The 14712-nt window shown below is 70.5% G+C and carries 14 protein-coding genes; 1 reads left to right on the forward strand and 13 read right to left on the reverse strand.

Annotated elements, in window-relative coordinates; all coding sequences use genetic code 11:
* Positions 1-4 precede the first annotated feature (4 nt).
* The 13 genes from nuoK to ACSQ2D_RS16750 form a co-directional block, all read right to left on the reverse strand.
* The gene (gene nuoK / locus ACSQ2D_RS16690) at positions 5-304 is read right to left on the reverse strand and encodes an NADH-quinone oxidoreductase subunit NuoK (RefSeq protein WP_020145008.1); all 300 of its coding nucleotides are present in this window, start codon (positions 302-304) and stop codon (positions 5-7) included.
* Positions 301-1089 carry an NADH-quinone oxidoreductase subunit J gene (locus tag ACSQ2D_RS16695; protein ID WP_435987046.1) on the reverse strand — a complete coding sequence of 263 codons (789 nt, stop codon included), beginning with the start codon at positions 1087-1089 and terminating at the stop codon, positions 301-303. The genes nuoK and ACSQ2D_RS16695 overlap by 4 nt, the downstream gene beginning before the upstream one ends.
* The gene (nuoI, locus tag ACSQ2D_RS16700) at positions 1086-1904 is read right to left on the reverse strand and encodes an NADH-quinone oxidoreductase subunit NuoI (RefSeq protein WP_435987047.1); all 819 of its coding nucleotides are present in this window, start codon (positions 1902-1904) and stop codon (positions 1086-1088) included. The genes ACSQ2D_RS16695 and nuoI overlap by 4 nt, the downstream gene beginning before the upstream one ends.
* Positions 1897-3318, reverse strand: a complete 1422-nt coding sequence (gene nuoH, locus ACSQ2D_RS16705; protein WP_435987048.1) for an NADH-quinone oxidoreductase subunit NuoH — start codon at positions 3316-3318, stop codon at positions 1897-1899. The genes nuoI and nuoH overlap by 8 nt, the downstream gene beginning before the upstream one ends.
* Positions 3315-5780 (reverse strand): NADH-quinone oxidoreductase subunit G, encoded by a 2466-nt coding sequence (locus ACSQ2D_RS16710; protein ID WP_435987049.1) that lies wholly within the window; start codon positions 5778-5780, stop codon positions 3315-3317. The genes nuoH and ACSQ2D_RS16710 overlap by 4 nt, the downstream gene beginning before the upstream one ends.
* Positions 5777-7120, reverse strand: a complete 1344-nt coding sequence (gene nuoF / locus ACSQ2D_RS16715; protein ID WP_435987050.1) for an NADH-quinone oxidoreductase subunit NuoF — start codon at positions 7118-7120, stop codon at positions 5777-5779. Before nuoF ends, ACSQ2D_RS16710 begins: the two co-directional genes overlap by 4 nt.
* Positions 7117-7878 carry an NADH-quinone oxidoreductase subunit NuoE gene (gene nuoE, locus ACSQ2D_RS16720; protein WP_435987051.1) on the reverse strand — a complete coding sequence of 254 codons (762 nt, stop codon included), beginning with the start codon at positions 7876-7878 and terminating at the stop codon, positions 7117-7119. Before nuoE ends, nuoF begins: the two co-directional genes overlap by 4 nt.
* The gene (locus ACSQ2D_RS16725; protein WP_435987052.1) at positions 7875-9263 is read right to left on the reverse strand and encodes an NADH-quinone oxidoreductase subunit D; all 1389 of its coding nucleotides are present in this window, start codon (positions 9261-9263) and stop codon (positions 7875-7877) included. The genes nuoE and ACSQ2D_RS16725 overlap by 4 nt, the downstream gene beginning before the upstream one ends.
* A complete protein-coding gene (locus tag ACSQ2D_RS16730; protein WP_435987053.1) occupies positions 9263-10045 on the reverse strand; it encodes an NADH-quinone oxidoreductase subunit C in 783 nt (260 codons plus the stop codon). Before ACSQ2D_RS16730 ends, ACSQ2D_RS16725 begins: the two co-directional genes overlap by 1 nt.
* Positions 10042-10596 carry a NuoB/complex I 20 kDa subunit family protein gene (locus ACSQ2D_RS16735; RefSeq protein ID WP_020145017.1) on the reverse strand — a complete coding sequence of 185 codons (555 nt, stop codon included), beginning with the start codon at positions 10594-10596 and terminating at the stop codon, positions 10042-10044. Before ACSQ2D_RS16735 ends, ACSQ2D_RS16730 begins: the two co-directional genes overlap by 4 nt.
* 78 nt (positions 10597-10674) lie before the next feature.
* Positions 10675-11034 carry an NADH-quinone oxidoreductase subunit A gene (locus tag ACSQ2D_RS16740; protein ID WP_020145018.1) on the reverse strand — a complete coding sequence of 120 codons (360 nt, stop codon included), beginning with the start codon at positions 11032-11034 and terminating at the stop codon, positions 10675-10677.
* A 136-nt stretch (positions 11035-11170) separates the two neighbouring features.
* Positions 11171-12490 carry a geranylgeranyl reductase family protein gene (locus ACSQ2D_RS16745; protein ID WP_435987054.1) on the reverse strand — a complete coding sequence of 440 codons (1320 nt, stop codon included), beginning with the start codon at positions 12488-12490 and terminating at the stop codon, positions 11171-11173.
* Positions 12491-12619: 129 nt separating this feature from the next.
* Positions 12620-13312 (reverse strand): demethylmenaquinone methyltransferase, encoded by a 693-nt coding sequence (locus tag ACSQ2D_RS16750; RefSeq protein WP_435987055.1) that lies wholly within the window; start codon positions 13310-13312, stop codon positions 12620-12622.
* A gap of 94 nt (positions 13313-13406) precedes the next feature.
* On the opposite strand from ACSQ2D_RS16750, the gene ACSQ2D_RS16755 reads away from it, so the two are divergent.
* Complete coding sequence (locus ACSQ2D_RS16755) at positions 13407-14702, forward strand: isochorismate synthase (protein WP_435987056.1); 1296 nt, start codon at positions 13407-13409, stop codon at positions 14700-14702.
* Positions 14703-14712: the final 10 nt, after the last annotated feature.

Here is a 14712-nt window from a genome sequence, read left to right on the forward strand (position 1 = left end):
CTCCTTACAGCTTCAGCAGGTTGGCGTCGTCGACCGAGGCCGAGCGGCGGGCGCGGAAGATCGCCATGATGATGGCGAGTCCCACGACGACCTCCGCGGCTGCGACGACCATGACGAACAGGGCCATGACCTGCCCGTCGAGGGCGCCGTGCATCCGGGAGAAGGTGACGAGGGCGAGGTTCGTCGCGTTGAGCATGAGCTCGACGCCCATGAAGACGATGATCGCGTTGCGTCGCACCAGCACGGCTGCCGCGCCGATGGCGAAGAGCAGCACCGAGAGGTAGACGTAGTGCATCGGGCTCACTTGGACCGACCTTCCTCGATCTCGCGCTCCATGTGGCGCTCGACGTCCTTGAAGCCGTCGGTGGTCGCGACCTGGTCACGCGCCACGAGGACACGCGAGACGGACAGGTCGCTCGGCGTGCCGTCGGGCAGCAGCGCCGGGGTGTCGACCGCGTTGTGGCGGGCGTAGACACCGGGCGCCGGCAGGCCCGCGACGTTCTTGTTGTCGCGGACGCGCTTGGCGGCCCACTCGGCCTGCGTGATGCGCGGCGTCAGGCGCTCGCGGTGCGCGAGCACCATGGCGCCGAGGGCGGCCGTGATGAGCAGCGCGGACGTGACCTCGAAGATCCAGACGTACTGGCCGAAGATCAGCTCGGCGATCCCGGTCACGTTGCCGGTCTCGGCGTTGGTCGAGACGAGCTTGTCCATGCCGGTCTGCACGGTCTGCTCGTCCATGACCACCCGGCCCAGCGAGAAGACGAGGATGCCGGCGAGCCCGACGACGAGGAGCAGCGAGGCCCAGCGCTGGCCCTTGATCGTCTCGACGATCGAGTCGGAGGAGTCGACGCCGACGAGCATGAGGACGAAGAGGAAGAGCATCATCACGGCGCCGGTGTAGACGAACACCTGCACGATCCCGAGGAAGTCGGCCTTCTGCATGATGTAGAAGATCCCGAGGATCACCATGACGAGCGCCATGCCGAGGGCGGCGTGGACGGCCTTCTTGGCGAAGAGCAGCCCCAGCGCGGCGATGACCGCGATCGGGGCGAGCAGCCAGAAGCCGACGGCTTCGGCGGTGGAGGTCACGGGTTGGCCCCTTCCCTGGTCTGGGGTGCGGTCGGGTGCGTCACGTGAACGACGTCGTGCTCACCGGGCACCGCGGCCCCGACGTTGCCGGGCCCGCCGGCATACGCGTCGTCGTCGTCCGCGTCGCGGGCGTCGCGGGCCTCGACGTAGGCGCGCTGGGCGGCGGTCGGCTCGCTGACCTTGCCCTGGTAGTAGTCGCGCTCCTCGAGCCCGTCGGCCATCGGGTGGGGCGGCGGCAGCATGCCGCTCTGCAGCGGCGCCAGCAGCTGGTCCTTGGTGAAGATCAGCTTGCCGCGGTCGTTGTCGGCGAGCTCATAGAAGTTCGTCATCGTCAGCGCGCGGGTCGGGCACGCCTCGATGCACAGGCCACAGAAGATGCACCGCAGGTAGTTGATCTGGTAGACGCGGCCGTAGCGCTCACCAGGGCTGAAGCGACCCTTGCCACCCTGGTCGAGCGGGGTGTCGTCGTTGTCGGCACCCTCGACGAGGATCGCGTCGGCCGGGCAGGCCCAGGCGCACAGCTCGCAGCCGATGCACTTCTCGAGGCCGTCCGGGTAGCGGTTGAGCTGGTGGCGGCCGTGGAAGCGCGGCGCCGTGGGGCGCGGCTTCTCGGGGTACTCCTCGGTCGCGACCTTGCGGAACATCGTGGAGAACGACACCCCGAAACCGGCCACGGGCGCGAAGAGCTCGGACAGGAAGCCCTTCTCGCGCTCGTCCTTGCCGGATCGCTGGTCGCGTGGCGCGCCGACCTCGGAGCCCGTGGTGCTACCGGGGCTCTGGGGCGACACGTCCTTGCCGACGGTGTCGTCAGCCATGGTCCTCCTCCTTGACGGCGGTCGAGGTGCTCGAGGTGCCGGCGGTCGTGAGCACGGGCTCGCGCGACGCGGCCAGCCGGTGGCTCGCCCCGGTCGGCTCGTTGAGTCGCTGACCCGGCAGCGGCGGGACGGGGTAGCCGTCCTCGAAGGGGTCGATCTCCTCGGGCGGGGTCACGTCCTCGGCAGCGGCCTTGGCGGCGCGCTTGTCGTCCCAGATCCACGCCGCGGCGAGGGCGATGACGGCGACGATGCTGACGATGACGACGGTCGCGACGGACAGCTCACGGCCGGCGAAGGTCAGCTTGCTGTCACCGAGGAAGCCGAGCTGCGCGCCGCGGATGAAGGCGACGGCCACGACCCAGGCCAGGGTGATCGGGATGAGGAACTTCCAGCCGAAGCGCATGAACTGGTCGTAGCGGACGCGCGGCAGCGAGCCACGCAGCCAGACGAACATGAACATGAAGAGCCACAGCTTGGCGGTGAACCACAGCAGGCCCCACCAGCCGCCGCCGAACATGTTGTCGTTGATCGCCGAGATGAACGGCGGGGCCTGCCAGCCACCGAGGAAGAGCGTGGTGGCCAGGGCCGAGACGGTGAACATGTTGACGTACTCGCCGAGGAAGAACATCGCGAAGCGCATCGAGGAGTACTCGGTGTGGAAGCCACCGGTCAGCTCGCCCTCGCCCTCGGCGAGGTCGAACGGCAGACGGTTGGTCTCGCCGACCATGGTGATGACGTAGACGGCGAAGCTGAAGAACGCCGGGAGGATGTACCAGAGCGAGCTCTGGGCCGAGACGATCGCCGAGGTCGACATCGACCCGCTGTAGAGGAAGATCGCGACGAGCGAGAGGCCCATGGCGATCTCGTAGCTGATGACCTGGGCGGTCGAGCGCAGGCCACCGAGCAGCGGGTAGGTCGAGCCGGAGCTCCACCCGGCGAGGATGATGCCGTAGACGCCGACCGACGCGACGGCGAGCACGAGCAGCACGGCGACGGGGACGTCGGTCACCTGCAGCGGCGTCTCGTGGCCGAACATCCAGACGGTGCCGCCGACCGGGATGATCGCGAACGACACGAAGGCCATCGTGGCGGCGATGAGCGGCGCGAGCGTGTAGATGAGCTTCTCGGCGTTGGCCGGCGTGATGTCTTCCTTGAGCATCGACTTCATGCCGTCGGCGAGGGTCTGGAGCAGACCGAAGGGACCGTTGCGGTTCGGGCCCGGGCGCTGCTGCATGCGGCCGATGACGCGACGCTCGAACCAGATGACGAGCAGCGTCGAGATGAGCAGGTAGACGAAGATGCCGACGGCCTTGATCAGGGCCACCCACCACGGGGTGTCGCTGAAGTCGGCCGTGGGGTTCTCGGACATGGGCAGCGTTGCTGCCACCCCGTATGCGGTCAGGCCGAGGCTCATGCCGCACCACCCTTCGTGACGTGGACGCGGCCACCGGCGTCGGTGCCGAGGCCCGAACGGATCGAGCAGTCCTGGTTGGCCGAGGTGCTGGTCGAGCGCGAGTTGGTCGGGACCCAGACGACGCCGTCGACCATGCCCTCGGTGACGACCGCGGGCAGCGTGACGCTGCCGGCCGGGCCGGAGACCGTGACGTGGTCGCCCTCGGCGAGCCCGAGCCCGGCGGCCGAGGCCTCGGACAGGCGGGCCACGGCGAGCGGCGCGGTGCCGGCGAGGAACGGCTCGCCGTCCTGCATCCGGCCGGCGTCGAGGAGCGTGGCCCAGCTCGACAGGACGAAGTCGCCGCTGCCGTCGGGGGCCGCCGCGACGCGCTGGCCGTCGGGGGCGCTCGTGGCACGGGCGCCGCCCCACGGCCCGAGGGCCTCGAACTGCGCGTGGATCTCGCGCTGGGTGCGGGTCTCGAGGAAGACGCCCATCTCGCTCGCGAGCATGTCGAGGGCGCGGTGGTCGCTGACCGCGTTGGTCTCGAGGGCCTCCTCGAAGGCGCGGACGCGACCCTCCCAGTTGACGTAGGTGCCGGTCTTCTCGGACTGCGAGGCGACGGGCAGGACGACGTCGGCGACGGCCGTGACGGGCGACTCGCGCAGCTCGAGCGAGACGACGAACGCCTTCTCGAGCGCCGCGGCGGCGGCCGGGTCACCGAGGTCGGACGGGTCGACGCCACCGACGACGAGGGCACCGATGTCGCCGGCGGCAGCGGCCGCGACGATGCCGGCCGTGTCGCGGGCCGGGGTGGCCGGGACCTGGTCGACGTCCCAGACGCGGGCGACCTCGGCGCGGGCCGCGGCGTCGGCGACCGGGCGCCCACCGGGCAGGAGCGCACCGAGCGCACCGGCCTCGAGGGCACCGCGCTCCCCCGCCCGGCGCGGCACCCACGCGAGGCGGGCACCGGTGGCGGCGGCGAGGTCGGCCGCGGCGCGCAGCGCACCGGGCGAGGTGGCGAGGCGCTCACCGACGAGCACGACGCCGCCGGCTCCGAGGGCCTCGCGGGCCTTCGCGCCGAGCTCGGTCGAGCCGAGGTCGGCCAGCGCCGAGGCCTCGTGGCCCGGGACGGTCGGCAGCAGCGTGCCGCCCACCTTGGTCAGGCCGCGCGTCGGGTGGGACGCGACGGCATACACCTGCGTCTGGTGCTTGCGGAACGCCTTGCGCAGGCGCAGGAAGACGATCGGGCTCTCGTCCTCGGGCTCGAAGCCCACGAGCAGGACGGCCTTGGCGGCCTCGAGGTCGGCATACGTGACGGCGCCGCCATCGGGTCCCGTGGCGGCGACGTGCTCGGCGAGGAAGGCGACCTCCTCGGCCGAGTGCGGTCGCGCACGGAAGTCGACGTCGTTGGTGCCGAGCACGACGCGGGCGAACTTGCCGTAGGCGTACGCGTCCTCGGCGGACACGCGGCCACCGACGAGCACGCCGGCCTTCGTGCCGGCGAGGCCGGCCGCCGCTGCGGCGAGGGCCTCGGGCCAGCCGACGACCTGCAGCTCGCCGTCGGCGTCCCGCACCATCGGCAGCTCGACTCGGTCGGGCAGCGTGGCGTAGGTGAACGCCCAGCGGCCCTTGTCGCAGTTCCACTCCTCGTTGACGGCCTGGTCCTCGGCCGCCATCCGGCGCAGCACGACGCCGCGGCGGTGGTCGGTGCGGATCGCGCAGCCGCTCGCGCAGTGCTCGCAGACCGACGGCGTCGACACGAGGTCGAACGGACGGCTGCGGAAGCGGTAGGCGGCACCGGTCAGCGCGCCGACCGGGCAGATCTGGACGGTGTTGCCCGAGAAGTAGCTCTCGAACGGCTTGTCCTCGTAGATGCCGATCTGCTGGAGCGCACCGCGCTCGACGAGGGCGATGAACGGGTCACCGGCGACCTGGTCGGAGAAGCGGGTGCAGCGGGCGCAGAGCACGCAGCGCTCGCGGTCGAGCAGGACCTGCGAGGAGATGTTGACCGGCTTGGGGTAGGTGCGCTTGACGTCCTCGAAGCGCGACACCGGACGGCCGGCGCTCATCGCCTGGTTCTGCAGGGGGCACTCGCCGCCCTTGTCGCAGACCGGGCAGTCGAGCGGGTGGTTGATGAGGAGCAGCTCCATGACGCCCTGCTGCGCCTTGTCGGCGACCTTGGACGTGGCCTGCGTGTTGACGACCATGCCCTCGGACACCGTCATCGTGCACGACGCCTGCGGCTTCGGCATGGGGCGGACGTTGCCCTCGCGGTCGGGCATCGCGACGTCGACGAGGCACTGCCGGCACGCCCCGACGGGGTCGAGCAGCGGGTGGTCGCAGAAGCGCGGGATCTCGACGCCGATCGTCTCGGCGGCGCGGATGACGAGCGTGCCCTTGGGAACGCTGACGGGCACGCCGTCGATCGTCAGGCTGACGTGGTCGGGCGCCGCGGGCGCCTTCGTCTCCGTCGTGGCGGTCATGCGGACACCATCCCGCTGGACTCCTTGGTCTGGACCTGTGGCTGGACGTCGAAGAGGACCGACTTCTCGGGCGGGAAGAGCTCGTGGGCCGGCGTGTGCATGCCGGCCTCGAACTCCTCGCGGAAGTACTGCACGGCCGAGGTGATCGGGCTCGTGGCCGCGTCACCGAGGGCGCAGAAGCTGCGGCCGAGGATGTTGTCGCAGATGTCGACGAGCTTGTCGATGTCGTCCTGCGTGCCCTGGCCCGCCTCGATGCGGTTCATGATCTGGCGCAGCCACCACGTGCCCTCGCGGCACGGCGTGCACTTGCCGCAGGACTCGTGGGCGTAGAAGTCGGTCCAGCGCGCGACGGCGCGCACGACCGAGACGGTCTCGTCGAAGACCTGCAGGGCGCGCGTGCCGAGCATCGAGCCGGCCGCGGCGACCGAGTCGAAGTCGAGCGGCACGTCGAGGTGCTCGTCGGTGAAGATCGGCGTCGAGCTGCCTCCGGGGGTCCAGAACTTCAGCTTCTTGCCGCCGCGCATGCCGCCGGCGAGGTCGATGAGCTCGCGCATCGTGATGCCGAGCGGGGCCTCGAACTGGCCCGGGTTGGCGACGTGGCCCGAGAGGCTGAAGATGCCGAAGCCCGTGGACTTCTCGGTGCCCATGCCCTTGAACCAGTCGGAGCCCTCGAGGATGATCCCGGGCACCGAGGCGATGGACTCGACGTTGTTGACCGACGTCGGGCGGGCGTAGAGGCCCGCGGCGCCGGGGAACGGCGGCTTGAGGCGCGGCTGGCCGCGACGGCCCTCGAGCGAGTCGAGCAGCGCGGTCTCCTCGCCACAGATGTAGGCGCCGGCGCCGGCGTGCACGGTGATCTCGACCTTGACGCCCTTGCCGCCGACGTTGTCGCCGAGGTAGCCCGCGGCACGGGCCTCCTCGACGGCGCGCAGGAGGCGGCGGTAGACGTGGACGACCTCACCACGGAGGTAGATGAACGCGTGCTCGCAGCCGATGGCGTACGAGGAGATGGCCACCCCCTCGATGAGCGCGTGCGGGTTGGCCATCATGAGCGGCACGTCCTTGCACGTGCCCGGCTCGGACTCGTCGGCGTTGACGACGAGGTATCGCGGGCCTCCGTCGGGCGGCGCCATGAACGACCACTTCATGCCGGTCGGGAAGCCGGCGCCACCACGGCCACGGATGCTGGAGTCCTTGACGGCGTCGATGATCGCCTGCGGCTCCATGTCGAGCGCCTTGGTGAGGGCCTTGTAGCCGTCGTGGCGCTCGTAGGTCGCGAGGGTCCAGGACTGCGGGTCGTCCCAGAACTTCGTGAGGATCGGGGTCAGGGTGTCGGTCACTTCGATCCGTCCTTCCCGTCGGCCTGCGACGAGTGCGAGCCGTTGCTGCTGTTGGCACCAGGGGCGACCCAGCCGCGGTCGTTGGCGATCTTGAGACCGAGCAGGGACGCCGGTCCGGCGCCCACGCCCTCGTCGGCGCGGCCGTCCTCGAAGCCCGCGAGAACCCGCGAGACCTCCTTGAACGTGCAGACCTTGGCGGCGCCGCGCGTCGGGGCGACGTCCTTGCCGGCGCGGAGGTCCTCGACGAGGCCGATCGTGCTCTCGGGCGTCTGGTTGTCGAAGAACTCCCAGTTGGCCATGACGACCGGTGCGTAGTCGCACGCGGCGTTGCACTCGACGCGCTCGAGGGTGATCTTGCCGTCCTCGGTCGTCTCGTCGTGACCGACGCCGAGGTGCTCGGAGAGCCGGTCGAAGATCAGGTCCCCGCCCATCACGGCGCACAGCGTGTTGGTGCAGACGCCGACGGTGTAGTCACCGTTGGGGTGGCGCTTGTACTGCGTGTAGAAGGTGGCGACACCGCTCACCTCGGCCTCGGTGAGGTCGAGCACCTCCGCGCAGAAGGTCACGCCGCGGCCGGTGACGTAGCCGTCGACCGACTGCACGAGGTGCAGCAGCGGCAGCAGCGCCGAGCGCTTCTGCGGGTAGCGCGAGATGACCTCGGCGGCATCGACGTGCAGCCGCTCGAGGACGTCGGCGGCATACGGCGCCTTGGACTCGGGGCTGACGTGCAGGTGGCCTGAAGCGTCGTGACCGCTCAACGGTCCACACCTCCCATGACGGGGTCGATCGAGGCCACGGCGACGATGACGTCGGCGATCTGGCTGCCTTCGCACATCGCGGCCACGGCCTGCAGGTTGTTGAAGCTCGGGTCGCGGAAGTGCGCGCGGTAGGGGCGCGTGCCGCCGTCGGAGACGATGTGGCAGCCGAGCTCGCCCTTCGGCGACTCGACGGCGACGTACGCCTGGCCGGCCGGGACGCGGAAGCCCTCGGTGACGAGCTTGAAGTGGTGGATCAGCGACTCCATCGAGGTGCCCATGATCTCGCGGATGTGGTCGAGGCTGTTGCCGAGACCGTCGCTGCCCAGCGCGAGCTGCGCCGGCCAGGCGATCTTCTTGTCGGCCACCATGACCGGGCCCTCGTTCGCCTGGAGGCGGTCGGTGGCCTGCTCGATGATCTTGAGCGACTCGTACATCTCGTCGATGCGGATGCGCAGGCGGCCGTAGGCGTCCTGGCTCGTGCGGGTCTTGACCTCGAAGTCGTAGGTCTCGTAGCCGCAGTACGGGTCGAGCTTGCGCAGGTCGTGCGGCAGGCCGGTCGAGCGGAGCACCGGGCCGGTGATGCCGAGCGCCATGCAGCCGGCCAGGTTGAGCACGCCGACGTCGACCGTTCGGCCCTTGAGGATGGGGTTCTCGTTGAGCAGCGCCTCGAGCTCGCCGAGACCGCGACGCACCTCGGGGACCATCTCGCGCAGCGCGTCGATGGCGCCGGGCGGCAGGTCCTGCGCGACACCGCCGGGGCGGACGTAGGCGTTGTTCATGCGCAGGCCGGTGATCATCTCGATGACGCGGAGCAGGCGCTCGCGCTCACGGAAGGCGACGGTCATGACCGTCGTCGCGCCCATCTCCATGCCACCGGTGCCGAGGCAGATGAGGTGGCTGCTGATGCGCGTCATCTCCATCATGAGGACGCGGATGACGTTGGCGCGCTCGGGGATGTCGTCGGTGATGCCGAGCAGCTTCTCGATGGCGAGGCAGTAGGCCGCCTCCTGGAACATGGGCGTGAGGTAGTCCATGCGCGTGCAGAACGTGACGCCCTGCACCCAGGTGCGGTACTCCATGTTCTTCTCGATGCCGGTGTGGAGGTAGCCGATGCCGGCGCGGGCCTCGGTCACCGTCTCGCCGTCGATCTCGAGGATGAGGCGGAGCACGCCGTGCGTCGACGGGTGCTGCGGCCCCATGTTGACGACGATGCGCTCCTCGCCGAGCGAGGTGGCCTCGTCGACGAGGTCGTTCCAGTCGCCGCCGGCGGCGTTGAAGACGTGAGCGCCCTCGCTGGCCTGCTCGTCGGCCACGGACGTGGCGTAGACGTCGTTGGCGCCGGGCTCCGGCACCTCGGTCTGGGTGAACTCGGTGTGCGTGCTCATCAGTTGTACGACCTCCGCTGGTCCGGCGGCGGGATGGTGGCGCCCTTGTACTCGACGGGGATGCCGCCGAGGGGGTAGTCCTTCCGCTGAGGGTGGCCCGGCCAGTCGTCGGGCATGAGGATTCGGGTGAGGGCCGGGTGGCCGTCGAACTCGATGCCGAACATGTCCCACGTCTCGCGCTCGTGCCAGTCGTTGGCCGGGTAGACGGAGACGATCGACGGGATGTGGCGGTCGTCGTCGGGGCACGAGACCTCGACGCGGACCCGCCGGCCGCCGTGGGTGATCGACAGGAAGTGGTAGACCGCGTGCAGCTCCTCACCGGTGCGGTTCGGGTAGTGCACGCCCGAGACGCCGGTGACGATCTCGAAGCGCAGCGACGCGTCGTCGCGCAGCACGCGGGCCACGGCCAGCAGGTGCTCGCGGCGGACGTGGACCGTCATCTCGCCCCGGTCGACGACGACGCGGTCGACGGCCTCCGCGTAGGAGGCGGTGCCCCCGACGAGGCCGCGCTCGAGGTTGTCGGCGATCTCGTCGAAGTAGCTGCCGTAGGGGCGCGCGGAGGCGCCGGCGACGAGGATCGGGCGGACGAGGCCGGAGTAGCCGGTCGTGTCGGCGCCCTGGGTCGCCCCGAACATGCCGTGGCGGACGCCGACGACCTCGGGCTCGGACGCGCCGCCCGTCTGGGCCAGCTCGATCTCCCGCGGCGTCAGGCCCGAGGCCTGGTCCTTGGTCGTGTCGGCGTTCACGGCGTTCGTGTCGTCCTTCTTCTCGCCGTCGCTCATGCGAGGAGACCCTTCATCTGGTGCGTCGGCGTGGCGGAGAGGGCAGCGGCCTCGGCGGCCTTGGCCGCCTCCTCGCGGTTGACGCCGAGCGGCGAGGTCTCGATCTGGTGGTGCAGCTCGATGATCGCGTTGAGCAGCATCTGCGGGCGGGGCGGGCAGCCGGGCAGGTAGATGTCGACCGGGATGATGTGGTCGACGCCCTGGACGATCGCGTAGTTGTTGAACATGCCGCCCGAGCTGGCGCAGACACCCATCGAGATGACCCACTTGGGGTTGGGCATCTGGTCGTAGACCTGGCGCACGACGGGAGCCATCTTCTGGCTGACGCGCCCGGCCACGATCATGAGGTCGGCCTGGCGCGGGGTCGCCGAGAAGCGCTCCATGCCGAACCGGGCGATGTCGTAGTCGGGCGTGCCCACGGCCATCATCTCGATGGCGCAGCACGCGAGGCCGAAGGTGGCCGGCCAGATCGAGGCCTTGCGCATGTAGCCGGCGAGACCCTCGACGGTCGAGAGCAGGAACCCGGCTGGGAGCTTCTCTTCGAGACCCATTGCTTACTCCTTAACCTTTCCTGACGAACCCGGTGGACGCGTACCCGCTGCTGCGGGTGCTCACGTGGTCACCTGGTGTCAGTCCCACTCGAGGCCGCCGCGACGCCAGACGTAGGCGTACGCGACGAACACCGTGAGGATGAACAGGACCATCTCGACCAGCGCGAAGAGGCCGAGCTTGTTGAAGGCCACCGCGAACGGGTAGAGGAAGACGGACTCGATGTCGAAGATGATGAAGAGCATCGCCGTCAGGTAGTACTTGATCGGCACGCGGCCACCGCCGGCCGCCTGCGGCGTCGGCTGGATGCCGCACTCGTACGCCTCGAGCTTGGCGCGGTTGTAGCGCTTGGGCCCGACGACGAGCGAGGTGAAGACCGACAGCGCGGCGAACGCGAAGCCGAGCCCCAGCATGAACAGGATCGGGACGTAGGAGTTCATCCGAGGTCACGTGCCTTTCGGTCGTGCTTGACGTGCAAAGCATGGGCTGCAGGGGCGCAGGTGCGCGGCGCACCCATCCTAGGGGCGTCGGCATCGATTGTGCTCGGCGTCACAATGGCGCCGACAGGCGGGTGGCTCATGCGCTCGGAGCCAGTCGCGAGAGGGTGGTGATGAGGCGGTCGCTCGCGCCCTTGCTCGTGGGGTCGGCGAGGTTGGCCATGATCTTGAGCAGCAGCGGCATGAGCTTGGTGCGGGGCAGGCCGTACTTCGTCGCGAGCCGCATCACCTCGGGGTTGCCGATGGCGTGGGCGAACCAGCGACCGAGCGTGAAGTAGCCGCCCAGCTCGTCCTTCATGACCTTGGGGTATGCCGCCAGCACCCTCTCGCGCGCCGCGTCGCTCGGGCGCGCCATGGCCTGGGCGACGAGCTCGGCGCCGAGGCGCGCGGCCTCGAGGGCGTAGTCGATGCCCTCGCCGTTGAAGGGGTTGACCATGCCGCCGGAGTCGCCGACGAGGAGCAGGCCGTCGGCGTAGAGCGGCGTGCGGTTGAAGCCCATCGGCAGCGCGGCCCCGCGGATCGGGCCGGCCGACTCGTCGTGCTCGAGCTGCCACTCGGGGTTGATGTCCTCGACCCACCGACGCATGACGTCCTTGTAGTCGGTCTTCTGGAAGGCCGAGGTCGTGTCGAGGGTGCCGAGGCCGACGTTGGTGCGGCCGTCCTCGAGCGGGAACAGCCAGCCGTAGCCGGGCATGAGGATGCGGTTGCCCGCGTCGTCACGGCTCCACAGCTCGAGGTGGCTCTCGAGGTAGTCGTCGCGCTTCGGCGTCGTGTAGTAGGCGCGGACGGCGACGCCCATGACGCGGTCCTCGCGCTTGGGCCGGCCGACGGCGGTGGCGAGGCGGCTCGAGACGCCGTCGCTCGCGACGACGACGGGGGCACGGTAGGTGACGGTCTCACCCGTGGCCCTGCCGCTGTCGTCGAGGCGCTTGGCCGTGACGCCGCTGACGCGGCCCGCGGAGTCGCGCACGGGGGCGGAGACGCTCGTGCGCTCGTGCAGGAGCGCGCCGCGGCTCTCGGCGTGCCGGGCCAGGGCCTCGTCGAGCTGGGCGCGGGTGCGGACCATGCCGTAGCCCGGGAAGGCGTCGGACTCGGGCCAGTCGAGCTGCAGCGTGTGACCGCCGCCCTTGATGCGCAGGCCCTTGGTGCGCTGCCAGCCCGTCGTGTCGACGCCGAGGGAGATGAGCTCCTTCGTCGCCCGCGGGGTCAGGCCGTCGCCGCAGATCTTGTCGCGGGGGAAGGCCGACTTCTCCAGGAGGACGACGTCGAGACCGTGGTCGGCGAGGTAGGCCGCCGTCGCGCTGCCACCCGGACCGGCGCCGACGACGATGACGTCGGCCCGCTCGACGGGTGCAGCACCAGACCCCGAGGGGCTGGGCGCGACGCTCGAACTGGTCATGTCTCCCTGCACGCTTCCGAACCGCTTGTGAAGATCTTCACGAACTAACTTCGGGAGTCTATTCCCGCGATTTCGCGCTTGTCAGATAAGGCATGCCTAACTCTCGACAACCCCACCGTCAGGAGAGCGTCAGCGCTTCGTCCCGTGGTGGAGCGCGACGACGCCGCCGGTGAGGTTGGTCCAGCCGACCTGCTGCCAGCCGGCCGCCTCGACGACGCGGGCGAGCTCGCCCTGCGGCGGCCAGGCCCGGATGGACTCGGCGAGGTAGACGTAGGAGTCGGGGTTGCTCGACGTGCGCCGGGCGACGGGCGGCAGCGCGCGCATGAGGTAGTTCGAGTAGACGGTGCGGAAGACCTTGTTGACCGGCTGGCTGAACTCGCAGACGAGGAGGCGGCCGCCGGGCTTGGTGACGCGGAGGAACTCGCGCAGCGCCGTCTCGGCGTCGGCGACGTTGCGCAGCCCGAAGCTCATCGTCACGACGTCGAAGCTCTCGTCGGCGAACGGGAGGCTCATCGCGTCGGCAGCCGTGAAGGCCATGTCGGGGCGACGGCGGCGACCGACCCGCAGCATGCCGAGCGAGAAGTCGGCGGGGACGACCTCGATCTCCTGGTTGGCCCACGGCTCGCTCGAGGTGCCGGTGCCGGCCGCGATGTCGAGGATGCGCTCCCCCGGCTTGGCGTCGACGGCCTTGACGACGGCCCGGCGCCACAGCCGGTCCTGGCCGAGCGAGAGCACGTCGTTGGTCACGTCGTACTTCTCGGCGACGGTGTCGAACATCGACGCGACGTCGACCGGCTTCTTGTCCAGCTGCGCACGGGTCATGCGCTCATCCTCGCACCCACGGCAGGTGTGGGTTGGGTCGCACCGGCGACCACGCGGGCAGGGTGGCCGGGGTTCGGCCGTAGAGTTGCCACCGATGTCCACGCTTCCCGCCCCCGAAGCGCCGTCCCCCGCCGCGGGACCGACGGTCGTCGTCCGCACGGTGCCCCTCGAGGCCGCGGACCCCCTGCTGGCCTACCTTCCCGCCGACCTCCCCCACGACGAGCTGCTGTCGTGGGTGCGCCGGGGCGAGGGCCTCGTGGGCTGGGGGTCGGCGCTGACCTTCGAGGCGCACGGCGAGGACCGCTTCCGCGAGGCCGAGGCCTGGTGGCGGGAGGTCTCCCGGCACGCCGTCGTGCGCGACGAGGTCGGCCGCCCCGGCACGGGTCTCGTGTGCTTCGGCTCCTTCCCCTTCGCCTCGGACTCCGCCGAGGCGGCCCGGCTCGTCGTGCCGTCGACGATCGTCGGTCGTCGTGACGGCCAGACGTGGCTCACGACGGTCTCCCTCGACCCACAGCTCACGCTGCTCGAGAAGCCCTCTGTCGCAAGCGATCCCGAGCCCCCTCGTGACGTCGCGTTCGCCGACGGCCAGGTGTCCCCCGCCGACTACGCCCATGCGGTCGCCGACGCCGTGCAGCGCATCGGGGCGGGTGAGGTCGACAAGGTCGTCCTCGCCCGCGACCTCGTCGCGACGGCGTCCGGCCCCATCGACCCGCGCTGGCTGCTGCGTCGCCTCGCCGAGCGCTACGAGAACACGTGGGTCTTCTCCGTGGCCGGTCTCGTCGGCGCGACGCCCGAGCTGCTCGTGCGCCGCGACCAGGGACTCATCACCTCACGGGTGCTCGCCGGCACGATCCGCCGCACCGGCGACGACGCCAAGGACCTCGCACTCGCGGCCTCCCTGGCCCGCTCGTCGAAGGACCTCGAGGAGCACGAGTACGCCGTGCGCTCGGTCGCCGAGGCCCTCGCCCCGCACTGCTCGTCGATGAACGTTCCCGAGGCGCCCTTCGTGCTGCACCTGCCCAACGTCATGCACCTCGCGACCGACGTTGCCGCGGTGAGCGCCGACGAGGCCTCCGCACTGACGCTCGCGGCCTCGCTGCACCCGTCCGCCGCCGTGGGCGGCACCCCGACGGCACGCGCGGTCGAGCTGATCGGCGAGCTCGAGCACATGGACCGCGGTCGCTATGCCGGGCCGGTCGGCTGGATGGACGCGAGCGGTGACGGCGCGTGGGGCATCGCCCTGCGCAGCGGCGCCTTCGACGCCGGCAACCCGTCGCAGATCACGCTGTATGCCGGGTGCGGCATCGTCGCGGGGTCCGACCCCGAGTCCGAGGTGGCCGAGTCCAACGCCAAGCTCATCCCCATGCGCGACGCGCTCGCGAGCGACTGACGAGGCGACG

Source organism: Terrabacter sp. LjRoot27, from assembly GCF_964254175.1.
In the GTDB taxonomy this organism is placed as follows: Bacteria; Actinomycetota; Actinomycetes; order Actinomycetales; family Dermatophilaceae; genus Terrabacter.